Annotated in this window: 17 protein-coding genes; 5 read left to right on the top strand and 12 right to left on the bottom strand. The window is 41.2% G+C overall.

The window, feature by feature from the left end; translation table 11 throughout:
* Positions 1 to 16: 16 nt before the first annotated feature.
* The 3 genes from QMA12_RS07480 to QMA12_RS07470 form a co-directional block, all read right to left on the bottom strand.
* The gene (locus QMA12_RS07480; protein WP_290209090.1) at positions 17 to 1,213 is read right to left on the bottom strand and encodes a glycine C-acetyltransferase; all 1,197 of its coding nucleotides are present in this window, start codon (positions 1,211 to 1,213) and stop codon (positions 17 to 19) included.
* A gap of 155 nt (positions 1,214 to 1,368) precedes the next feature.
* Positions 1,369 to 1,917, bottom strand: a complete 549-nt coding sequence (gene gmhB, locus QMA12_RS07475) for a D-glycero-beta-D-manno-heptose 1,7-bisphosphate 7-phosphatase (RefSeq protein WP_290209089.1) — start codon at positions 1,915 to 1,917, stop codon at positions 1,369 to 1,371.
* Complete coding sequence (locus tag QMA12_RS07470; RefSeq protein WP_290209365.1) at positions 1,917 to 2,993, bottom strand: glycosyltransferase family 9 protein; 1,077 nt, start codon at positions 2,991 to 2,993, stop codon at positions 1,917 to 1,919. Before QMA12_RS07470 ends, gmhB begins: the two co-directional genes overlap by 1 nt.
* 127 nt (positions 2,994 to 3,120) lie before the next feature.
* Here QMA12_RS07470 and QMA12_RS07465 point away from each other — a divergent pair, with 127 nt between their 5' ends.
* Positions 3,121 to 3,849 (top strand): 3-deoxy-D-manno-octulosonic acid kinase, encoded by a 729-nt coding sequence (locus QMA12_RS07465; protein WP_087533466.1) that lies wholly within the window; start codon positions 3,121 to 3,123, stop codon positions 3,847 to 3,849.
* Here QMA12_RS07465 and hldE read toward each other — a convergent pair.
* The 3 genes from hldE to QMA12_RS07450 all read right to left on the bottom strand — a co-directional run bounded on the left by hldE (position 3,839) and on the right by QMA12_RS07450 (position 7,417).
* The gene (hldE, locus tag QMA12_RS07460; RefSeq protein WP_290209088.1) at positions 3,839 to 5,278 is read right to left on the bottom strand and encodes a bifunctional D-glycero-beta-D-manno-heptose-7-phosphate kinase/D-glycero-beta-D-manno-heptose 1-phosphate adenylyltransferase HldE; all 1,440 of its coding nucleotides are present in this window, start codon (positions 5,276 to 5,278) and stop codon (positions 3,839 to 3,841) included. The two genes, QMA12_RS07465 and hldE, sit on opposite strands and share 11 nt — an antisense overlap.
* A complete protein-coding gene (locus tag QMA12_RS07455; RefSeq protein ID WP_087533464.1) occupies positions 5,278 to 5,868 on the bottom strand; it encodes an SIS domain-containing protein in 591 nt (196 codons plus the stop codon). Before QMA12_RS07455 ends, hldE begins: the two co-directional genes overlap by 1 nt.
* Positions 5,869 to 5,929: 61 nt before the next feature.
* On the bottom strand, positions 5,930 to 7,417 hold the full coding sequence (locus QMA12_RS07450; RefSeq protein WP_290209087.1) for a capsule assembly Wzi family protein: 1,488 nt from the start codon (positions 7,415 to 7,417) through the stop codon (positions 5,930 to 5,932).
* Between the two features lie 153 nt (positions 7,418 to 7,570).
* On the opposite strand from QMA12_RS07450, the gene waaA reads away from it, so the two are divergent.
* Complete coding sequence (gene waaA, locus QMA12_RS07445; RefSeq protein WP_290209085.1) at positions 7,571 to 8,833, top strand: lipid IV(A) 3-deoxy-D-manno-octulosonic acid transferase; 1,263 nt, start codon at positions 7,571 to 7,573, stop codon at positions 8,831 to 8,833.
* The gene (locus QMA12_RS07440; protein ID WP_087533461.1) at positions 8,830 to 9,390 is read left to right on the top strand and encodes a DUF1415 domain-containing protein; all 561 of its coding nucleotides are present in this window, start codon (positions 8,830 to 8,832) and stop codon (positions 9,388 to 9,390) included. Before waaA ends, QMA12_RS07440 begins: the two co-directional genes overlap by 4 nt.
* A gap of 36 nt (positions 9,391 to 9,426) precedes the next feature.
* Here the strand turns inward: QMA12_RS07440 and QMA12_RS07435 are convergent, their stop codons facing one another.
* The 4 genes from QMA12_RS07435 to purL form a co-directional block, all read right to left on the bottom strand.
* Positions 9,427 to 9,762 (bottom strand): YdbL family protein, encoded by a 336-nt coding sequence (locus QMA12_RS07435; protein WP_290209084.1) that lies wholly within the window; start codon positions 9,760 to 9,762, stop codon positions 9,427 to 9,429.
* Positions 9,763 to 9,771: 9 nt separating this feature from the next.
* The gene (locus tag QMA12_RS07430) at positions 9,772 to 9,954 is read right to left on the bottom strand and encodes a YnbE family lipoprotein (protein WP_087533459.1); all 183 of its coding nucleotides are present in this window, start codon (positions 9,952 to 9,954) and stop codon (positions 9,772 to 9,774) included.
* Positions 9,947 to 12,388 (bottom strand): YdbH domain-containing protein, encoded by a 2,442-nt coding sequence (locus tag QMA12_RS07425; protein ID WP_290209083.1) that lies wholly within the window; start codon positions 12,386 to 12,388, stop codon positions 9,947 to 9,949. The genes QMA12_RS07430 and QMA12_RS07425 overlap by 8 nt, the downstream gene beginning before the upstream one ends.
* A 201-nt stretch (positions 12,389 to 12,589) precedes the next feature.
* Complete coding sequence (gene purL, locus QMA12_RS07420; RefSeq protein ID WP_290209082.1) at positions 12,590 to 16,474, bottom strand: phosphoribosylformylglycinamidine synthase; 3,885 nt, start codon at positions 16,472 to 16,474, stop codon at positions 12,590 to 12,592.
* 210 nt (positions 16,475 to 16,684) lie between these two features.
* Between purL and mltF the strand changes: the two genes are divergently transcribed.
* Positions 16,685 to 18,160 (top strand): membrane-bound lytic murein transglycosylase MltF, encoded by a 1,476-nt coding sequence (gene mltF, locus QMA12_RS07415; RefSeq protein WP_290209081.1) that lies wholly within the window; start codon positions 16,685 to 16,687, stop codon positions 18,158 to 18,160.
* Between the two features lie 270 nt (positions 18,161 to 18,430).
* Here mltF and tadA read toward each other — a convergent pair whose 3' ends face one another.
* Positions 18,431 to 18,934 (bottom strand): tRNA adenosine(34) deaminase TadA, encoded by a 504-nt coding sequence (tadA, locus tag QMA12_RS07410; RefSeq protein ID WP_290209080.1) that lies wholly within the window; start codon positions 18,932 to 18,934, stop codon positions 18,431 to 18,433.
* A 180-nt stretch (positions 18,935 to 19,114) separates the two neighbouring features.
* Between tadA and QMA12_RS07405 the strand changes: the two genes are divergently transcribed.
* The gene (locus QMA12_RS07405) at positions 19,115 to 20,419 is read left to right on the top strand and encodes an inosine/guanosine kinase (RefSeq protein ID WP_290209079.1); all 1,305 of its coding nucleotides are present in this window, start codon (positions 19,115 to 19,117) and stop codon (positions 20,417 to 20,419) included.
* 8 nt (positions 20,420 to 20,427) lie between these two features.
* On the opposite strand, the gene glsB is transcribed toward QMA12_RS07405, so the two are convergent.
* On the bottom strand, positions 20,428 to 21,351 hold the full coding sequence (gene glsB / locus QMA12_RS07400; protein ID WP_290209078.1) for a glutaminase B: 924 nt from the start codon (positions 21,349 to 21,351) through the stop codon (positions 20,428 to 20,430).
* Positions 21,352 to 21,556 lie beyond the last annotated feature (205 nt).

Raw genomic sequence — 21,556 nt, 5'->3', positions numbered from 1 at the left:
GCGGTTTAATAATTAATTAAATAACACCCATTTCTTTACCAATGCGGGTAAAGGCTGAAATTGCTGTATCTAGCTGTTCAATGCTGTGTGCAGCTGAGATTTGCGTACGAATACGAGCCTGACCTTTTGGCACAACAGGGAATGAGAAACCAGTTACGTAAATACCCTCAGCAAGGAGTTTATCAGCCATGGCTGATGCAACTTTTGCGTCCCCTAGCATAACAGGAATAATCGCGTGATCTTTACCTGCACAGGTAAAGCCTACCGCTTCCATTTGTTCACGGAAGTACTTAGCGTTTGACCACAATTTAGCACGCAGCTCACTGCCATCAGCTAGCATTTCAAGCACTTTAATTGAGGCTGTCACAATTGACGGCGCAAGTGAATTTGAGAACAAGTAAGGGCGCGAACGTTGACGTAACCACTCAACAATTTCTTTTTTACCCGAAGTATAACCACCTGATGCACCACCAAGGGCTTTACCTAAAGTACCTGTAATTATATCAACACGATCTAACACGTTGCAGTATTCTGGTGTGCCCTTACCGTTTTCACCGACAAAGCCCACAGCGTGCGAGTCATCAACCATCACTAGTGCATCATATTTATCCGCTAAATCACATACGGCTTCTAAATTACAAATAACGCCATCCATTGAGAATACGCCATCTGTCGCGATAAGCTTGGTTTTAGCACCCGCTTCATCTGCTGCAATTAATTGCTTTTCAAGGTCGTCCATATCGTTATTCGCATAACGGAAACGTTTTGCTTTACATAAACGCACACCATCAATGATAGAGGCATGATTTAAAGAATCTGAGATGATGGCATCATCTGGGCCTAAAATAGTTTCAAATAAGCCAGCATTCGCATCAAAACATGATGAATATAAAATTGTATCTTCAGTTTCTAAAAACTCACTAATTTTTTGTTCCAATGTTTTGTGAATATCTTGAGTACCACAAATAAAACGTACTGACGCAACACCAAAACCATGCTCATCAAGACCATGTTGTGCGGCTGCAATTAGCTCAGGGTTATTAGCTAAGCCTAAGTAATTATTGGCACAAAAGTTAATAACTTTATCACCAGAGGCAACTTGAATTTGTGCTTGTTGTTGCGAGGTGATCACTCGCTCACTTTTATACAGACCTTCGGCTTTTACTTCATCAATTTGTTGCTGAAGTTGGCTAAAAAATGCAGATGCTCTCATCTGAAATCTCCAAATAATTGAACGGGTAATCAAGCGTAAATTTAATCGCCGATCACGAATTGTGGCTATTGTAAAAGTTTAGCCAACTAAATGCACTGTTTGTAGTTCATCGCATAAATTGAGACTGACAACTTAAGCTGCCAGTTTATATTTAGCTACAACAGTAATGCGGGTAAATCAGCTAAAGAGTCACAGATATGATCTGCCGCTGCTATAGCACAGGCATCAAATGCTTGGCCTGAACGTACAAGTACTTTAGTTGCAATATTCGCATTACTTGCGGCTTGCATATCACTGAGCTTATCACCCACCATAATACTTTGCTTAGAATCAATATGATGATCATCAATACCTTGTAGCAACATCCCAGGTGCAGGCTTGCGGCAATGACATTCTTTTAGATATTCAGCAAGTGCTTTTTTTGGGTGATGAGGGCAAAAATAAATCCCACTGACAGTGACATCATGCTCTGCAAATTGCGCTACGACCCAGTTGCTTAACGCATGAAAATCAGCCTCTGTATAATAACCTCGCCCTATTCCTGATTGATTGGTCACAATAATTAATTTATAGCCTGCATCAACAAACGCCTTACAGGCAGAAAATACGCCGTCGACAAATTCAAACTTCTCAGGTTCATACACATAACCATGATCAACATTAACAACACCATCACGGTCTAAAAAAAGCGCTTTATTTAACATTAGCAAACCTTAGTTGCGAGCAACTGCTCTTTTTTAACGACTAGATCAAACATTAATGTTACGTCTTCAACGGTTATCTGGGCCATTAAATCACTCCCTTTAACCCGTGTACCCCAAGCAACTTGCTCAGCGGTTTTACCCGTTTGCTGTAATAAATTTTGATGATAAACCTCAACCACATAATTTTGGTACAAATATGGTCCTGTACGTTTTGGGTTTGAATGGGCATATAAACCAATAACAGGCGTACCAACGGTGACAGCCATATGAGCAGGCCCGGTATCAGGCGCGAGCACCAATGCAGCACGCTTAAGAACACAGAGTAATTGTTTGAGTTTTGTTTTGCCGACTAAATTTAATATAGGTGCGTTAGTGTAGCTAATTATTTGCTCGCTCAGTTCGATTTCAAGCTCAGTTGGACCACCCGAGATCACAACTTGAAACCCTTGGCGATCAGCATGTTCTGCAAGAGCTGCATATCGCTCAGGTAACCAATTACGTTCTTTTTTACTCGCAGCTGGCGATATCACAAAAATAGGGCTGGCAAGACGCTCTGCCCCGAGTAACTCATCAGCGACGATTTGATCTTGTTCTGTCACTGGCATAGCCCAGCTAGGTTGGTAGTCAGGTACACCTATCGCTTTAGCAAACCCTTTAAAACCTTCAAGTACATGTGCTTGTGGCTCTGCCTCTATACGTTTGTTTATAAATAAGCTATGGAGCTCTTTAGCACGGGCCCAGTCAAACCCAACTTTAATCTTTGCCGGAATACAGCGTGCGACGAGGTTTGCGCGTAAAGCGACTTGCATGTGTAAGAGCACATCAAATTTGCGGCCTTTAAATTGCTGCTTTAACTGCTCAAATGCTTGCTTGCCCTGTTTTTTATCAAACACAACAAGCTCTACGCCTGGTAAATCAGCCAACAGCATGGCTTCTATTTTACCCATCACCCAGGTAATTTTAGCATTAGGATGTGCTTTTTGAATTGCTTGGACCGCAGAAACCGCATGGCATACATCACCAATTGCTGAAAGTCGTAAAATACAGATATCTGAATAGTTTGCAGTCTGGCTCACAGGCATTGTTCACTTTATTATTAACGAGAGCTTGATCTTAAATTAACCACTCACTATTGCAAGTACTTATGCTTGGCATTAAAACGCGTTAAGATACCGTTATTGCCTGCTACAAAGTATATTTGCCATGTTTAATCAACAAGTAATCAACCAACACATTATTCTGAGCCACCCAGAGTACAGCGCTCAAATTAGCCTAAATTGGTTTGATGCAGAATATTGGCAACAGCAAGAAAAGATAGTCGGCAGTAAAAAAGGCCGAGCTACCGCATGGTTTTTTTGTCATAAAGAATTAACAGCCGTGCTAAGACACTATTGGCGCGGCGGTTTAGTAGGTAAAGTTTTAAGCGATCAATACTTGTACCTTGGCCTTGAAAAGACCCGCGTTTATCAAGAGTTTGCTTTGATGATGAAGCTTTGTGAAATGGGCCTCAACGTACCAAAACCCATTACTGCAAAAATTACTCAGCACGGTTTAATCTACCGCGGCGATATTATCACTCAAGCAATAGAGGGTGCACAAAGCTTACTAGATGTATTAAAAAAGCGTGCTTTAACAGCTGATGAGTTAACAATGATTGGCAACACCATCGCACAGTTCCATAACTTAGGTGTTTATCATGCAGATTTAAACATTAATAACATCTTATTCGACAATACGGGCGCTGTGTATATTATTGATTTCGATAGAGGTGAGATAAAACCTGTTCAAAAGCAGTGGCAGCAAGCGAATATATCGCGTTTACTACGCTCGTTTGAAAAAGAGCATGGCCGTAACCAGGTAATGCATTGGCAACAAAGCGACTGGCAGCAATTAAGTACTGCGTACCAGTCATCCCTTAAGCCTAAGATTTAATTTTACTGATCACTTTAGAGGTTGAGCAACCGTCTAAAAACTCCAGCACTTCGACCTTACCACCATGGCGTAATACGTGTTCAGCACCCGCGATTTGCTCTACGGTGTAATCCCCGCCTTTAACCAAAATATCAGGGCTGATCTTTTCGATTAATTTTGCCGGCGTGTCATCTTCATCAATGCTGCCAAACGGAATGACCCAATCAACTGATGCTAATGCACTCAGTACCATTGCACGCTCATCAAGCGGGGTAATAGGTCTTTGTGGACCTTTCAAACGTGCAATAGACTCGTCATTATTTAAACCAACCACTAAACGATCGCCTCGAGCTTTTGCTTGCGCCAAGTAACGGACATGACCTGCATGTAAAATATCAAAACAGCCATTGGTAAACACAATTGTTTCACCATTTTGTTTTGCAAATTCAATATGCTGCAATACATCATCAAATGGTGTTTGGTAATGCTCACCATTTTTTTGTAAGTACTGACCAAGTTTACGACTCAACTCTTCAGGGGAAACTGTTGCGGCGCCAAGCTTACTAACAGCAATGCCTGCTGCAAGGTTAGCAACTTCAACCGCATCTTTTGGCTGCATACCCGCTCCAAGCATTACCGCAAGTGTTGCGATAACCGTATCGCCAGCGCCTGTTACATCACTGACTTCAAGCTGCTGCGCCGAATAATCGTACTTTTCATTTGCGCTTATCAGTGACATACCTTGCTCTGAACGAGTAAGGAGCATAGCTGCAACACCGGCATCTTTTATTAGTTGGCGCGCGCTGTCGGTTAAACTTTGCTCTGAATCAGTTTGGCCACCAGCGAGCTTAAACTCATTTAAGTTTGGTGTAATATAGTCAGCACCACGGTACTGATTTAAATCTGATGATTTAGGGTCAATAAGAACCGTTTTACCTGCCGCTTTAACCACTTGAATCATTTTTTGAATTAAGCTCAACGAGCCTTTATCGTAATCTGAAAAAAGCACAAAATCATACTGTTCTAAAACAAGTTCTAAGCGATTTAACAATAATTGACTGTGCTGCTCGGTAAATTTTTCTTCTAAATCTAATCGAACGACTTGTTGGTGGCGACTAATAACACGCATTTTAGAAATAGTGGGTAAATCACACACACTGACTAGCTGCGAATCAATACGTTCATCATTTAAAATGCTTTCGAGGATTTGACCACTTTCATCCTCGCCAATTAAACCAAGCAAACCAACTTTACCGTCTAGCCGAGCAATATTTTTAGCCACATTGGCTGCGCCACCGGCTTTGTCTTCAAACTTACTCACCCTAACAATCGGCACCGGGGCTTCTGGCGATATACGCCCTGAATCACCATGCCAATAGCGGTCCAACATGACATCGCCAACCACCAATACCTTTGCGTTAGATAAATTTTTAAGTAACCCTAAATCCATTACTCTTGCCCCGCAACAACCATATCGATGGCTTCACATAACCAATGACCAATAAACATATGCGCTTCTTGGATGCGAGCTGTTTCATCATCTTTTATAATAATTGGCAATTTTGCGATATCTTTAACTTTGCCACCATCACGACCTGTCAATGCAACAGTGTAAGCACCTATTTCATTTGCTGCTGCCAATGCCAAATTAATATTAGCGCTGGTACCTGACGTTGTTAAACCAATGACTAAATCTTCAGGCTTGCAGAGTGCTTGTACTTGGCGTTCAAACACGGTATCAAAATGATAGTCGTTGCTATGCGCCGTCAAAATCGAAGTATCTGTTGTAAGTGCAATGGATGCCAAAGGGCCACGCTCTAATTTATAACGTACCACAAATTCTGCGGCTAAATGCTGTGCATCAGCGGCACTACCACCATTACCAAACCAGACTACTTTGCCGCCCGCTTGTAACACGCTGTGGCATACTTCAAGTAACTGCATTACTTGTGGGTGATACGTCTCCATTGTCTCAAACAAGGCTTGATGACGAGTTAAGCTTTCAAGATAGCTATCTGCAACTGAGTCAGTGTTAGACATAATTATTTCTCTCAAATTTATTGCGGTATTTTAATTACTTAAAAACAATTAAGACTATTAATTACCAAAAAAGTGCCACCGATAACCATGTATAGTCATCACCGAATACATCTTCGCCATACGTTAGCGTAGTTTCAATATTATAGTCTTGCCATTGTCGGTTATTACTAAGTTGTAGTTCAATGGCTTTATCATAATCCGCCGTTGTTTGGCCAAACTCATTTAAATAGTTGCTCTTATTTTCAATAGTAGTCAGCTTTGCACGCCAAAAAGAATTGTAATTATCATTATACACAAGCTCAAGTGAGTGAACTTGTGTCGGAGGTGCATCAGCGTAAACCGAAGAACTGCCCGCGTGTTGTTCTAGGTAGCGTTGGTCTGCTGCAAAATGCCCTGTACTAAAACCATCTTTAGTATTTCCATAAACAGGATACACTTGATTCACATACCAAAGACTATGCATATTTGTGTATTCGTACCTAAATGATAATTCTTTGGTGAGTTGAGGTAAAAATAAACCAACGTTAGCGACCGTATTACCAAACTGGTAATTTTTATGGTTTTTAGTATCTTCGCCACCATATTCAAAGTAAAACTCTGTTGGCATGCCCCAGTCAAAATTAATACTGCTGGTGATTGTGACATACTGATCACCCAGCTCGTTATCTCGTCCACCCTCGACCAAACCAGCATTATCATTGCCTGCAGGATCAAAAAAGGCTTTAACTACGTCACTAAAATCAACTTCTCTTGGGCCGCCACCAAACTGCATCATACGGTTTAAACCTATTTTCCAACCGCTTACAGGTTCAATACTAATATGTGTACCAGCTAGTTTTGGCGTGCCATCATGTAGTTCACCTTGATATAAAATACCTTTTTCAACATGCTCAAGCTCAGAGTAATAAAGCTCAAAATCAAAGTTCCACCAATTATGCGCTGGCGCCACCATACCTAATGAAATTGATGGCGAGGTACGGGCATTGGTTGAGATTATTTGCGCTGATTGCTTAAACGGTGAAAACCAATGTTCCTTATAGCCAATATTTAGCTGTAAGTCGTCACCTGCAAAACTAATAAAACTATTATAGTTGGTAAATTTATTCTGTTTGGCGCGGTAATCGGCGCCAACTTGCATTAGCATGTAATCGTTCGGTCGCCAAATACCTTCAAAAAATACCTGCCCCCATTCATCAGAGCTAACTCCACGTTGATTGGCAAGTTTTACTGTTTTATCACCATCCACTGTGAGTTTTACACCGACACGGGTGATATTATCAGTGCCTTGGTAAGGCTTTATTTTAGCACGAATTGCACTTACTAAAGCCGGCTGTGTAGCTTGTAATTTACTTAACGCAGCCTCAACTTCTGTAAGACGATATGGCTTAGCCATCGGCGTGCCCGATGTTAATGCAAATAAGGTATCTAGTTGGTGATCAAGCTGCGCATCCATGCCAATTGGTAAATAAGCCGTGGGGCTAGCAATAGTTGGAAACGCACCAGCTAAAAAACTGGCTACGACTGCAGCTTTGATAAATTTGAATTCCATAACATCACACATTTTCTAATAAGTGGCCAAATATTACCAAATTAGGGCAAACTAAACACTCAAAACTCTCTCAAATAACGCTTTTTAACAATTTCATATTTAGCTTATTAGGTATCCACGTTATTATGACCCTTTATTATTTGAGGCTTAAAAATGGCACGCTTTTGTTATTCGCTTATTCTTTATCTATTAAGCCCACTAATTATTTTTTATCTATATGCAATAAGGGGTAAAAAAAATCAGGCCTATCGCCATCAATTTACTGAGCGCTTTGGGTTTGTAAAAGCTAACAAGGCTTCTCCTTTGCTCATTCACTGTGCCTCGGTGGGTGAAGTGCTTGCTGCGACACCTTTAATAAAGCAACTACAATCGCAGCACCCAGAGTTAGCAATTATTATCACCTGTAATACGCCTACAGGTCGTGAGCAGATAAAAAATAACTTTAAAGACTCCGTACAAGCACTTTACTTGCCACTTGACTTACCATTGGCAACAGCCCGTTTTTTAAAGAATATACAACCGCAAGCACTGTGTATTTTAGAAACTGAACTTTGGCCAAACTTAATGGCGCAGTGCCTAAATAAAGATATTCCAGTATTAGTATTAAACGCGCGTTTATCGGCAAAATCACAGCAAGGTTATAATAAAATAAAGCCACTAACCCGAGTAATAATGAGCTCAATAACACGCCTTGCAAGTCATAACCAACAAGATGCACAGCGCTTTATTGAGCTCGGCCTAACACCTGATAAAGTAGTCGTAACTGGCTCAATTAAATTTGATATTCAACCAAACACAGAGCAACTTAAAACTGTATCTGAATTGAAGGCACTTTATAATCAGCAACGCTTTATCTGGGTCGCAGGCTCTACTCACCCAATTGAGCATGGGCTAATTTTACAAGTTCACTCACATTTACTAACGCAGTTCCCTGATGCATTATTGGTTATTGCTCCACGCCATCCAGAACAATTTAATAAAGTTGCCGACCTATTAACTGACTCCTCTCTTACATTTAGCCGCAGGAGCGAAGGTAATTATGCTAATGAGCAAGTATTATTAGCGGATACCTTAGGTGAATTGCAGTGCCTCTACGGGATGGCTAAAGTAAGTTATATTGGAGGCAGTTTAATTGAGCGTGGTGGTCATAACCCGCTCGAAGCAGCTGCATTTTCTGTTGGAGCAATAGCCGGCCCGCATACCTATAATTTTAACCATGTTTACCCAGAGTTAATAGCACTTGGCGGCTGCATACAAGTTAAAAGTAGCGACGAACTCTATAAACAACTTTGCTTATATGCAAACAAACCTCAATTATGTGAAGCACTCGGTATACAGGCCAATAAATGCCTAATGAGTAACCAAGGCGCTATTGCAAATACACTCACCATAATTAATCAGTATATTAAATCATGAACAATCAAACCGTCACGTTAGCAGAACTACAAACTCGTCAGTGGGTCTCAAATGTTATCGTCAAATACAACTTCTGCCCGTTTGCTCGTAAAGAGGTCGAGAATAACTGTATTCATTATTTTACCAGCCAAAGTATTAGCATCGATGATGCGGTAATGGAAATGCTTGAACAGTGCAATCAACTTAATTGCTTAGCTGAACGTGAAACAGCACTTATCATGTTTGAACAAGGCTTTAGCGATTTTGAAGAGTTTTTAGATTTAGTAGATTTAGCTAATGCTTTACTCGTTGCACAGGGATTTGAAGGTAAATACCAAATAGCGAATTTTCACCCTGATTATGTATTCGCTGATAGCGATGAAAGCGATGCCGCTAATTATACTAACCGAGCTCCTTTTCCCACGTTGCATTTAATACGTGAAGCAAGCATGAGCGCGGCGTTAGATGAATATAATGAGCCAGAGTCAATCCCTGAACACAATATCAATTTAGCACGCCGTAAAGGCATCGATTTTTGGCAAGCCTTATTAGAGAACTGTAAAAAACCGAGCATGTAAGCTCGGTTTTTAATGCCCTTGAGTAATGCGCTGAGTTTATTTTTTAACCCACTCACCATTTACTTCAACAAAGTGCCCTGCTTGGGTTTTTTCTATGGTTTTCGCTGCTGCCAGCGCTTCTACTTGAGCAAGTGACAAATTGTTCTTTTTCGCAAGTTTTAAATACTGTGCTTTACGCTTAGCGTTAATTTCATCAACAACCGCTTTCGCCTCTGCATTTTGTACGACCAAACCTAAATAACCTGAGCTGTCTTCACCAACAAGCCCTTGATTTTTTGCATCATCTAACGTTATTGCCCAAGCAGAAAATGACAAAAAAACGGCACTTAAAAGTGTAATCACATTTAACTTTTTATTTTTTAATAAATTCATAATTGCTCCTTAGAATAACTCACTGTCATCGCCAAATAGATCATCTAGCTCTTTATCAACTTTCACACGAATTTCATGATCAACCTTAACATTTAAGTTAATGGTGATAGGTTCTTTCGCCGCCACTTCAACACGGTGCGTACATGCACTAAGTAAACCCAGCGCCGTAAGTATTACCAGCCATTTAGTCATTTTTAGTTCCTTTTGTTGAATATTCTTGTTCAACCTTTTGAGTAATCTCATCACTTAAGCGTAGTGCTCTTAAGAGTGTAAATACATTTTCTTCATGGTTGTAATTAAAGTTAACCTGCTGTGCCTGCTCTTCATTGTAACCTTTTAGGTTTACACCTAAATAAAGCCAACCATCAGAATTTAAATCAACACTGCTTTTTAAGCCTTGAATGTCTAAATCTTCCAATAAGCTTAAAATTGGGCTCAACTCCTGTTGCTGTGCTTTAACTGCATCAAAAGCAGCATTATCAGTAATAATTAGTTTACCTGTTCCTTGGTTTGATAACTCACCCGACTTTACCGATATACCTTGTTGATCAAAGTAAACAGGTAAACGCCCATTCACTTGACCTGTTAATGTAATGCCTGATTTATCATCTAAGGTAATTAATTTACTGGCATCAATATTTTCAAATATCACCAGAGACTGCTGAGCCTCTTTAGTCATTTTATAGCTATCTAAAGCGAAGCGACCCCCCAGTACATCACCGGTTAACTGGTAAGCGCGTGCAACAGAGTTATCAATGCTTAAATTACCTGCCATGTTACTCACAACAGCACCCGCACGTAACTCGTTTAGTTCAAATGTAGTGGGAGCCACATTAAGCTGACCTGAATTATAATTTCCCGTTAGCCGGCTGCTAAAATGCTTCGCTAAATAATCGTTATATAAGCCACTTAGCTGCTCTACTTGTAATGTAAACTCAGCCTGCTGTAAATTAACATCTCCGCGAACAACGCCATTAAAGCTACCGTCGGTCAGCGTTGCTAATGGCTCAAACTGCTGTAAAACAGGGTTAAGTTTAGTCGCGGCTTGCTCTGCAATTGTTATCTCAAATGGATGCTCCACAGCAGATACATGGTGACTGGCGACTAATTCAATTTCATCAATAAAAACGTGATGTGAGGCTTGCAACGCTCTGCTTTGCAAGCCTTTAGAGCTTATACGAATATTACTCAGGTTTAAAAAATCACTGTTAAATTGGGCAAGTTTAGTTTCACTGTTTAAATCCACAAATAATTCACCAACGGCTAGGCTAGATGATGCTGATAATTGATTATTTACACCAAGCAATTGATATTGCTCATAAGTCACTGAGCGTAATTGACTATTTAAACTTGCATGTATATTTTGTTTATCATCAAGTTTAGTCGTGAACTGGGCTTTGTAATCCTTTGCTGTTAATTTATCAAACTTAAGCTCAGCAAAAGTAAACTCGCTGGTTATATTCGCATTTTGTTGAAGTTGTAAAACATTCTCTATTTTAAATTGCCCCCTGCTTGCTATCTTTTTAGCTGATGCGGGCAAAAAATTAGGGAGTTCATCGATGCTTAATTGGTAATCGCCATTTATAGCCAAGTTATTCAAAGCTGCATTTACTTCTACTTGTTCAATATCCTCACTGATAAATAACAACTTGATATCGCCTTTGGCTTGCTCTAATGGCTGCTGAAGATTAATTGCTAGGTTTGTCAGGCTGAGCTTCGCGTCACTATTTTTAGCGTTTAATAACATTGACGGCATAACAAGTTGTTCATTTTCAAACTTAATTGTATCACTTAGCATAATTTGCCACTTTAAAGGCAGCTGCTTAAATATAAATTCACGCTGTGATTGATTGTTTATTAGCGCCAAACAAGCACTATCAAACGCTACCCAACTCGTTAATTGCTGCGCATCTAACGAAACTTTATTATCATTTAAATGGTAGTGAGTATTTACATCACCAAAAGCATTTAGCATCACAGGGCACTGACTAAACTCTTGAGTAAACTCAGCATCTATATCTGATTTTATATCAACGGACAATCCGTCAAAGGTGAATGCATGCACACTGTTTAATGTAAGCGCGGGTAACGGTTTTATCTTTGTAAGTAACCCATCAGCTAGATTAAAACGACCAGCAACTTTATGATTGTTAACTACGACCTCAGCTGTAACATCACCTGAAACCACAAATGTATTTAGCCTTTCCTCATCAATGCTAACCGTCAGTTCATCATGAAGTTGTGGATGGGTAATTAGCAGCCTTTTGATCTCAATTTTAGGTCGCTCTTTGGGTAAGTTAAGTGCCAGCTTTTTGAAGGGTTCATTACTTGATGAGTCACTCTCGCTATCATTTAAGCGAAGGTTAGCGCGACCAACGGTTATTTTTTTAGTATCAGCTATTATGCCGCCAAGCTCAATTTGATGACCTTGATAAGTCAGACATAATCGATTTACGCTTAAGCTAATATTTGAATTGAGTGACCAATCTAAACAATGTAATTCAACGCCTGATTGGCTCAAAGACGGGGCTATAGCCCATTGAGTGATAGGCATACGAAATACATAACCAAGTGTTAAAACACTCAGCAATAAAAACACGATTCCCCATGCGATGCGTTTGATCATACTATCCTTAACTTGAACCTTGAACCTTGAACCTTGAACCTTGAACCTTGAACCTTGAACCTTGAACCTTGAACCTTGAACCTTGAACCTTGAACCTTGAACCTTGAACCTTGAACCTTGAACAGTGTAGACAAAAAAGGCTGCACAATGCAGCCTTTTATTTTACAACTAGATTCTGAATCTAGTGTGTATAAATGTAGCTTAACCTACATTTTTACGCGCATTTCTAAACATACGCATCCATGGGCTATCCTCTTTCCACTCATCTGGGTGCCAAGAGTTAGCAACTGCACGGAATACACGTTCAGGGTGTGGCATCATAACTGTTGCACGACCATCCGCAGATGTAATACCGGTAATACCTTCAGGCGAACCATTCGGGTTATTAGGGTACTGCGTTGTTGGGTTACCATGGTTATCAACAAACTTAACCGCTACAGTGCCTGAATCAACGGCTGCTTTAACAGCTGCATCATTGGCAAACTCTGCATGGCCTTCACCGTGAGAAACCGCGATTGGCATACGAGAACCCGCCATGCCTTTGAAGAATACAGATGGACTCTCTTGTACTTCTACTAAGCTAAAGCGTGCTTCAAAGCGCTCTGATTTATTGGTCACAAAACGTGGCCAATGCTCAGTGCCAGGGATCAACTCTTTTAATGTTGATAACATCTGACAACCATTACACACACCTAAACTAAATGAATCTTGACGTTCAAAGAAGCTTTGGAATTGGTCACGCGCCATATCATTGAACAAGATTGATTTAGCCCAACCTTCACCCGCGCCTAATACGTCACCGTAAGAGAAACCACCACATGCAACTAAACCTTTAAATTCTTCAAGGCTCAAGCGCCCTTCAAGAATATCGCTCATGTGTACATCAACCGCAGCAAAACCTGCACGGTTAAACGCCGCAGCCATTTCTAGGTGCGAGTTAACACCTTGCTCACGCAAGATAGCCATCTTAGGCTTAGCGCCAGTGGCAATGTATGGTGCAGCTACATCTTCGTTTAAGTCAAAGTTAAGTTTAACGTTAAGACCTGGGTCTTTCGCATCAAACTTAGCATCAAACTCTTGCTTAGCACAATCTGGGTTATCACGACGCGCTTGCATTTGATATGTTGTTTCTGCCCAAATTGTACGAAGCTCAATACGTGTATTATTCAGTACAGCTTTACCTGCACGGTTAAATACCACAGTATCATCACTATTAAGTGTACCAATTTCATGGCTAATAGCAGCAATACCGTGCTCAGCAAATACCGCATTCACAGCCTCTAAATCGCTATTAGCAACTTGGATAACAGCACCGAGCTCTTCGTTATAAAGTGCTTCGATATCTGAACCAGTTAAACCATCAAGGTCAACAGTTACACCCGTGTGACCTGCAAACGCCATTTCAGCTATTGTGGTAAATAAACCACCGTCTGAACGGTCATGATAAGCAAGTAGCTTATTATCAGCGACAAGTGCCTGCATTGCATTGTAAAAGCCTTTTAATAACTCAGGGCTGTCAACATCAGGGGTTACATCACCAAGTTGCTTGTAAACTTGCGCTAAGCTTGACGCGCCCATGCGGTTTTTGCCAGCACCTAAGTCAACTAAAATAAGTGATGTTTCACCTTTGTCAGTACGTAATTGTGGAGTCACAGTTTTACGTACATCATCAACGCGACCAAACGCAGTGATGATCAAAGATAACGGCGCGGTGACTGATTTTTGCTCGCCATTTTCATCCCACTGAGTTTTCATCGACATTGAGTCTTTACCCACTGGAATAGTTAAGCCTAGCGCTGGGCAAAGCTCTTCGCCTACTGCTTTAACGGCTTCATAAAGGCCCGCATCTTCACCTGGGTGACCTGCTGCAGCCATCCAGTTTGCAGATAACTTAATATTCTCAAGGCCACCAATATTAGCACACGCAATATTAGTTAATGACTCAGCCACAGCTAAGCGTGCTGATGCGCCATAGTTAAGTAGTGCAGCAGGTGTACGCTCACCAAGCGACATTGCTTCACCGTGGTAAGTATCATAAGTTGCTGCTGTAACGGCACAGTTAGCAACGGGCACCTGCCAAGGGCCAACCATTTGGTCGCGGGCAACAAGGCCTGTTACCGAGCGGTCACCAATGGTGATTAAGAAGGTTTTTTCTGCAATCGTAGGCAAACGTAATAAACGATTTGCTGCTTCAGCTACGTCAATTTTGCTAGTATCAAGCGCTTCGCTTACAGCTTTTTGCGTGTTCGCTTCACGGTGCATTTTAGGCGCTTTACCTAATAACACATCTAGCGGTAAATCAACTGGGCTGTTATCAAAGTGACTATCAGCAACCGTTAAGTGACGCTCTTCTGTCGCTTCACCGATTACAGCGTACTGCGCACGTTCACGCTTACAAATCGCTTCAAAACGGTCAAAATCTTCAACAGCTACAGCAAGCACATAACGCTCTTGTGATTCATTACACCAAATTTCGTGTGGTGCCATGCCTGGCTCATCATTTGGAATATCGCGTAGTTGGAATTTACCACCACGGCCACCATCATTTACAAGCTCAGGGAATGCATTTGATAAACCGCCAGCCCCAACATCGTGGATAAATGCAATGGGGTTAGCATCACCTAGTTGCCAGCATTTATCGATAACTTCTTGGCAACGACGTTCCATCTCTGGGTTTTCACGTTGTACTGAGGCAAAATCTAAATCTTCATTAGATTGACCTGATGCCATTGATGAAGCGGCGCCGCCACCTAAACCAATGTTCATTGCAGGGCCACCTAAAGCGATTAACTTAGCACCAACTGGAATATCCCCTTTTTGCACATGGTCGGTACGAATATTACCTAAACCACCGGCAAGCATAATTGGCTTGTGGTAACCACGTACTTCAAATCCATTATGGCTAGTTACTTGCTCTTCATAAGTACGGAAATAACCCACTAAGTTTGGACGACCAAACTCGTTATTGAATGCAGCACCACCTAATGGGCCTTCTGTCATAATATCAAGGGCATTAACAATACGAGCTGGCTTACCAAAATCGGTTTCCCAAGGTTGTTCATAACCAGGAATACGTAAGTTAGATACTGTAAAACCAACTAAGCCAGCTTTAGGTTTAGAACCACGGCCTGTTGCACCTTCATCACGAATCTCACCACCCGACCCAGTCGCCGCACCAGAGAATGGCGCAATTGCAGTTGGGTGATTATGGGTTTCAACCTTCATCAAGATTTCAATGTTTTCTTGATGGTAAGTATATTCACCTTCAGCATTGGGGAAGAAACGGCCTGCTTTTGAGCCCGTCATTACTGCTGCGTTATCTTTATAAGCTGATAACACATTTTCAGGGTTTTTCTCGTAGGTATTTTTGATCATTTTGAACAATGATTTTGGCTGCTCTACGCCATCAATTGTCCAATCAGCATTAAATATTTTATGACGACAATGCTCTGAGTTTGCTTGTGCAAACATAAATAATTCGATGTCGTTCGGGTTACGTCCTAACTTTTGGAAGTTTTCTACCAAGTAGTCAATTTCATCATCCGCTAATGCAAAGCCTTGCTCAACATTTGCACTGGCAAGTGCCTCACGACCACCACCTAGAATGTCAACAGATGACATTTCACTCGGTGCATCAGTGCGGAATAACTGTGCTGCAGCTTCTAGCGAGTTATGCGTCGCTTCTGTCATACGATCGTGCAGCAGAGCTGCAACCTGACTAACTTGCTCAGCGTTCAAATCACCTTCAACATAGTAAGCAATACCACGCTCTACACGGTGAATTTGCGTTAAACCACAGTTGTGCGCAATATCCGTTGCTTTTGAAGCCCATGGCGAGATAGTGCCAGGACGCGGCGTTACTAACACCAAAGTGCCTGCTGGTGTATGTTCTGCGATCGTTGGGCCATAGGTAAGTAACTTCTCAAGCTTAGTTTGCTCATCACTTGAAAGTTCTGCTGTTAAATCAGCAAAGTGAGCATACTCGGCGTACACGTTGGTGACTGGAAGTTGCGCCTGTTGGCAACGGGCTAAAATTTTCTGAACTCTAAAATCGGAAAGTGCTGGTGCACCACGAAGGATCAACATAGGTATTTTCATCCGGGGTTAGGGATTGAACGATATTTTAGGTGGCTATTATAGTGCAAATGGCGCTTAGATTTAACTCAAAATTACGCTTTTCGTAAAATTATCTTTTCTTGTATCCATGAACATGAATAAACACAATAAAACTAATCGACAAGTGACGCGATGCAAAAGTTTTGATATAAGGGTATCAGGGCATTACAGGGGCGCACTATGATCAAACAAAAGTTAATAACAATCATTACGTTAGTTATGCTTTTGTGTGCCTGTGATATGCAACAACAGCCATCTCAGTTAAGCCAAATAAAAACTCAGAACAAAATCAGAGTAGGTACTCTAGCTGGTGCAAGCAACTATTATCAGGCTGTTCAAGGCGAGCAAGGGTTTGAGTATGAGTTGGCGCAAGAGTTCGCCGATCATCTTGGTGTTGAACTTGAGATGGTGCCTTTTTTTAATTTATCTGACATGTTTTCTCGACTAGATAACGGCGATTTAGATTTAATTGCTTCAGGTTTAACTTACGATAAAACTCGTGCTCAGCGCTATCGGTTCGGACCAACTTATCGCACGATCAGCCAAAAACTTGTGTATAAGCAAGGTCGAATTCGCCCAAGAGACTTTGATGACTTAACAGGTAATTTAACCGTTTTGTCAAAAAGTAGTCATTCTTTAGCGCTACAACAAATAAAACAAACTCACCCAAATTTAAATTGGCAAGAAACCGAAGACCTTGATGAAGAAGAATTATTACAAGCTGTGATTGATGGTGAGATTGATTATACACTCGCCGATTCGCACACTTTATCGCTATTTCGCCGCTACCATCCAAATTTAAGTATTGGATTTTCAGTTACTCGCAACGATCCAATTGCTTGGCTGATGCGAAAAGATGGAGATGACTCCTTATATGCGCTAATGGTGCCTTTTTTTGGCGATGTAAAACAAAATAACCAACTCTATGTGCTCGAAGAAAAGTACTTTGGTCATGTGCGTCAATTCAATTATGTAAACACCCTTGCCTATATTGAAGCAATAAAAGAGACTTTACCTAAATATCAGCCTTGGTTTGAACAGTATGCTGGCAGTTTGGATTGGCGCTTACTTGCAGCGTTAAGTTACCAAGAGTCGATGTGGAACCCAACAGCAAAATCCCCCACAGGCGTACGCGGGATCATGATGCTTACACGCGGTACGGCAAAACAAGTAGGTGTTACTAACCGCCTGGCACCTGAGCAAAACATTAAAGGGGGAGCTGAATATTTAGAAAAACTGGTTAAACGTATTCCTGAGCGTGTTCCACAGCCCGATAGAACTTGGCTTGCGTTGGCATCTTATAATATTGGTTGGGGCCACGTGAACGACGCACGTATTATTACAGAACAGCAAGGTGCCAGTCCCGATAAATGGGCTGATGTGAAAAAGCGTTTACCCCTGTTAATCAAAAAGCGTTATTATCGAAAAACAAAATATGGCTATTCTCGTGGTGATGTCGCCGTGAAATACGTTGATAACATTCGTCGTTACTATGACGCGCTAGTATGGCTTGATGAAAATAATGCTATCAGTGAACCTGAGTCGCCTAAAGAAAATAGCGATATGGGACCGGCTTCTGTAACACAGCAGCAAACCCCTATAGGTAAGGCCAAAGATAAAGCGACTGATAAAACACACAGCCAAAAGCAAACATAAAACAGGTAAAATATCTATTTACTTGTCATCAATTGATCACTAATGTGTGGTATCAACAAATTATCTAAATTAACTATTTCTTGCTTTCACGTATTCAGGAGAAAACATGCTTAAGCGTAGGCGCACACATTCATTTAAACGTAACGTCTTTTTTTCAACCGCGACCCGCCGTAGAATTATGCTACGAAATTTGCATAAAAAAGTTATTTGGCGACGCCGTATGTTCGCTATGCAGCGGATGTCAGAGCAGAGTGATTCAACACCGTCAAGTTAGGATTGTTGCTCTCGCTTTGCTTGCTTTAGGGCTTTTATCTCCTGACGGCGGCGTTTAAAAAACGCAGAAATAGTCTCTCCACACTTATCAGCTAATACTCCTGAGGTTAGCTCTACTTGATGATTTAATTTAGGTTCTTGCAATAAGTTCATAATGGAACCCGCAGATCCTGTTTTCGCATCAAAAGCCCCAAACACCAGTCTTTTTATTCGGCTATGTACCAAAAGCCCCGCACACATTGAACATGGCTCTAAGGTTACATAAAGCGTGCAATCAATTAAGCGATAATTCTGCAGTGCTTTACCTGCTTCACGTATTGCGATCATTTCAGCATGGGCAGAGGGATCATTATCTGTGATCGAACGGTTATAGCCAGCCCCAATGAGTTCGTTACCTTTAACAAGTACAGCTCCAACAGGGATTTCGTTGAGTTTTTCAGCCTCTTTTGCGTACTCTAACGCTTTTTCCATCCAATACTGATCACTAAATTGCTCGTTCATTTTATTTAATCTTTCACTAATTATTGTTTTATTATACTCACTTAGAACACAAAAATGACTACCAAGCTGATTAATGACAAAAATAAAACAAATTAAAACCGCTTAACCATGGCTCAGCCTGTGTGATTTGCGCTATAATCTCCCGCTTTTTTTATTTAGCTCACAACACACGGGTAGCAAATGAAATTTCCTGGACGCCGCAGGCATAAACATTATTTTCCGGTGGAAGCCAAAGATCCACTAACGAATCAACTCAACGCCAGTGATAAGTTGCAGCGCAGCTACATCACAGGTATTGATCAAATTGTAGTTGATATCGAAGCAAAAGTTGATCAAGCTTTCCTCGATGAGTTTCAGCTGCGCCGAGGTATGTCGCAAGTAATTGATAGTGAAATCACCAACGCACTTTATGACCGCTTAAAGCTCAACGACATGATTGATTATGAGTTTGCCGGAGGTACAATTGGTAACACTATGCACAACTATTCAGTGCTTGCTGATGACCGCTCTGTGCTACTGGGTGTCATGAGCGAAAATATTAAGATTGGTAGTTACGCCTATCGCTTTTTATGCAACACATCAAGTCGTGTAGACCTTGATTACTTGCAACCTGTTGATGGCCCAATCGGCCGCTGTTTCACCTTAATTGATGACAGCGGTGAGCGTACCTTTGCAATCAGTGCAGGGTTGATGAATCACTTACGCCCAGAATCTATCGATAAAGAGCTAATAGAAAACTCATCTGCTCTTGTTATCAGCGCATACTTAATGCGTACTCAAGGTAGCGAAACAATGACCGAAGCTACCATACAAGCGGTTAAATACGCAAACGACGCTGATGTACCAGTCGTACTAACTCTTGGTACTAAATTTTTAATTGAACAAGATCCAACTTGGTGGGCTAACTTTGTTGCTGAACATGTTGATATTCTTGCCATGAATGAAGAAGAAGGCTTTGCGATCACCGGATTTGAAGATCCACTCCTAGCTGCAGATAAAGCCCTTGATTGGGTTGATCTTGTTATTTGTACAGCAGGAGAAAAAGGCCTATTTATGGCCGGCCACGTTGACGACAAGTTCAAGCGAGAAACTGAATATCCACTTTTACCAGGTGCAATAGCAGACTTCAATCGTTATGAGTTTTCACGCGCGATGCGCAAAATTGACTGTGAAAATCCAATGCGAGCTTACAGCCATACAGCCCCATTTATGGGCGGTCCTGATAGCATTAAAAATACCAATGGTGCGGGTGATTGTGCACTAGCTGCCGTGCTTCATGATTTATCAGCTAATGTGTATCATAAGCTTAATGTGGGTAACTCAGCTAAACATCAGCAGCCCGCCATGACATATTCATCACTAGCGCAAATTAGTAAGTACGCTAACCGTGCCAGCTATGAAGTATTAGTGCAACACTCTCCTCGCCTTTCACGCGGCTTGCCAGAACGAGAAGACTGCCTAGAGCAAGTTTACTGGGAGCAGTAAACTTGTGACTAGAAAATAGAAATATCGAGCTTTTTAGATAGCAGCTCCAGAGCTGCTATTCCTGCCACAGAATTACCAAAGCTATTTAATCCAGGCGACCACACTGCAACGGTAAATTTATTAGGTAATACAGCTAAAATAGTACCTGATACCCCAGACTTTCCTGGCATACCAACTCGATAGCCAAAATCTCCCGCAGCATCATATAGACCACTAGTAAAGAGTAACGAATTCAATTGTTTGTTTTGCAAACTAGAAAGGACTTCCTTGCCAGAGATATTATCAACCCCTTTATTTGCAAGAAAGTTATAAGCTTTTGCAAGTTCCACGCAATTAAGTTCAATCGCGCAAAAATTAAAGTACGCCCATAGCACATCATCGACCTCATTATGAAAGTTGCCAAACGACTTCATTAAGTGACCCATAGCTGCATTACGGTGGCGAAATTCATACTCTGAGTTAGCAACTTTTTTATCAATAACAATGGTGTCATTTCCTGACAGAGCACGAAACGTTTCAAGCATGGAGTGCATCGGTGCCGATAAACGGCTATATAAAGCATCACAAGTAACAATAGCACCCGCATTAATAAACGGGTTACGGGGTAAACCTTTTTCAAACTCAAGCTGCGTAAGAGAGTTAAAAGCAGTGCCTGATGGCTCTTTACCTACACGATGCCACAGCTCATCACCGTAACGTTGTAGCGCAAGTGTTAGTGTCATTACCTTTGATACTGATTGTATCGTAAAGCGCTTAGAACAATCTCCAGCGCAGAAGGTCTGGCCATCTGTGGTGTATATTGCAATTGAAAATTGTTCTGCATCAACCACAGCTAGAGCAGGAATATAATCAGCCACCTTCCCTTGAGAAAGTAATGGCTGCACCTGTGCCGCAATCTCATTTAACACTTGTTGGTAATCAGAATTAACCAATATCGCTCTCACTTTCTATGTCGATAAAGATAAAATTCTAACATGATAGTTGAGAGCAGTTGAGGCCATTTGTAGATAATACCAATACTTTTTATTAAGTGATCAAATTTATCCATTTTCTCGAACAGATACGCTTAACGTTATCAATATCTGAGCGAAATGTATTCCACGCCCTACTTACTTGCTCCACAATATCGTCATAACT

Origin of the sequence: Pseudoalteromonas sp. APC 3893, from assembly GCF_030408095.1 — a bacterium.
GTDB lineage: Bacteria > Pseudomonadota > Gammaproteobacteria > Enterobacterales > Alteromonadaceae > Pseudoalteromonas.
This window is presented reverse-complemented; position numbering and strand designations above follow the sequence as displayed.

What these genes read in the sequence shown, in the direction of transcription:
- QMA12_RS07480 (WP_290209090.1), bottom strand. Translation starts at nt 1,213, where the DNA reads ATGAGAGCATCTGCATTTTTTAGCCAACTTCAGCAACAAATTGATGAA.
- gmhB (WP_290209089.1), bottom strand. Translation starts at nt 1,917, where the DNA reads ATGTTAAATAAAGCGCTTTTTTTAGACCGTGATGGTGTTGTTAATGTT.
- QMA12_RS07465 (WP_087533466.1), top strand. Translation starts at nt 3,121, where the DNA reads ATGTTTAATCAACAAGTAATCAACCAACACATTATTCTGAGCCACCCA.
- hldE (WP_290209088.1), bottom strand. Translation starts at nt 5,278, where the DNA reads ATGGATTTAGGGTTACTTAAAAATTTATCTAACGCAAAGGTATTGGTG.
- QMA12_RS07455 (WP_087533464.1), bottom strand. Translation starts at nt 5,868, where the DNA reads ATGTCTAACACTGACTCAGTTGCAGATAGCTATCTTGAAAGCTTAACT.
- QMA12_RS07450 (WP_290209087.1), bottom strand. Translation starts at nt 7,417, where the DNA reads ATGGAATTCAAATTTATCAAAGCTGCAGTCGTAGCCAGTTTTTTAGCT.
- waaA (WP_290209085.1), top strand. Translation starts at nt 7,571, where the DNA reads ATGGCACGCTTTTGTTATTCGCTTATTCTTTATCTATTAAGCCCACTA.
- QMA12_RS07440 (WP_087533461.1), top strand. Translation starts at nt 8,830, where the DNA reads ATGAACAATCAAACCGTCACGTTAGCAGAACTACAAACTCGTCAGTGG.
- QMA12_RS07435 (WP_290209084.1), bottom strand. Translation starts at nt 9,762, where the DNA reads ATGAATTTATTAAAAAATAAAAAGTTAAATGTGATTACACTTTTAAGT.
- QMA12_RS07430 (WP_087533459.1), bottom strand. Translation starts at nt 9,954, where the DNA reads ATGACTAAATGGCTGGTAATACTTACGGCGCTGGGTTTACTTAGTGCA.
- QMA12_RS07425 (WP_290209083.1), bottom strand. Translation starts at nt 12,388, where the DNA reads ATGATCAAACGCATCGCATGGGGAATCGTGTTTTTATTGCTGAGTGTT.
- purL (WP_290209082.1), bottom strand. Translation starts at nt 16,474, where the DNA reads ATGTTGATCCTTCGTGGTGCACCAGCACTTTCCGATTTTAGAGTTCAG.
- mltF (WP_290209081.1), top strand. Translation starts at nt 16,685, where the DNA reads ATGATCAAACAAAAGTTAATAACAATCATTACGTTAGTTATGCTTTTG.
- tadA (WP_290209080.1), bottom strand. Translation starts at nt 18,934, where the DNA reads ATGAACGAGCAATTTAGTGATCAGTATTGGATGGAAAAAGCGTTAGAG.
- QMA12_RS07405 (WP_290209079.1), top strand. Translation starts at nt 19,115, where the DNA reads ATGAAATTTCCTGGACGCCGCAGGCATAAACATTATTTTCCGGTGGAA.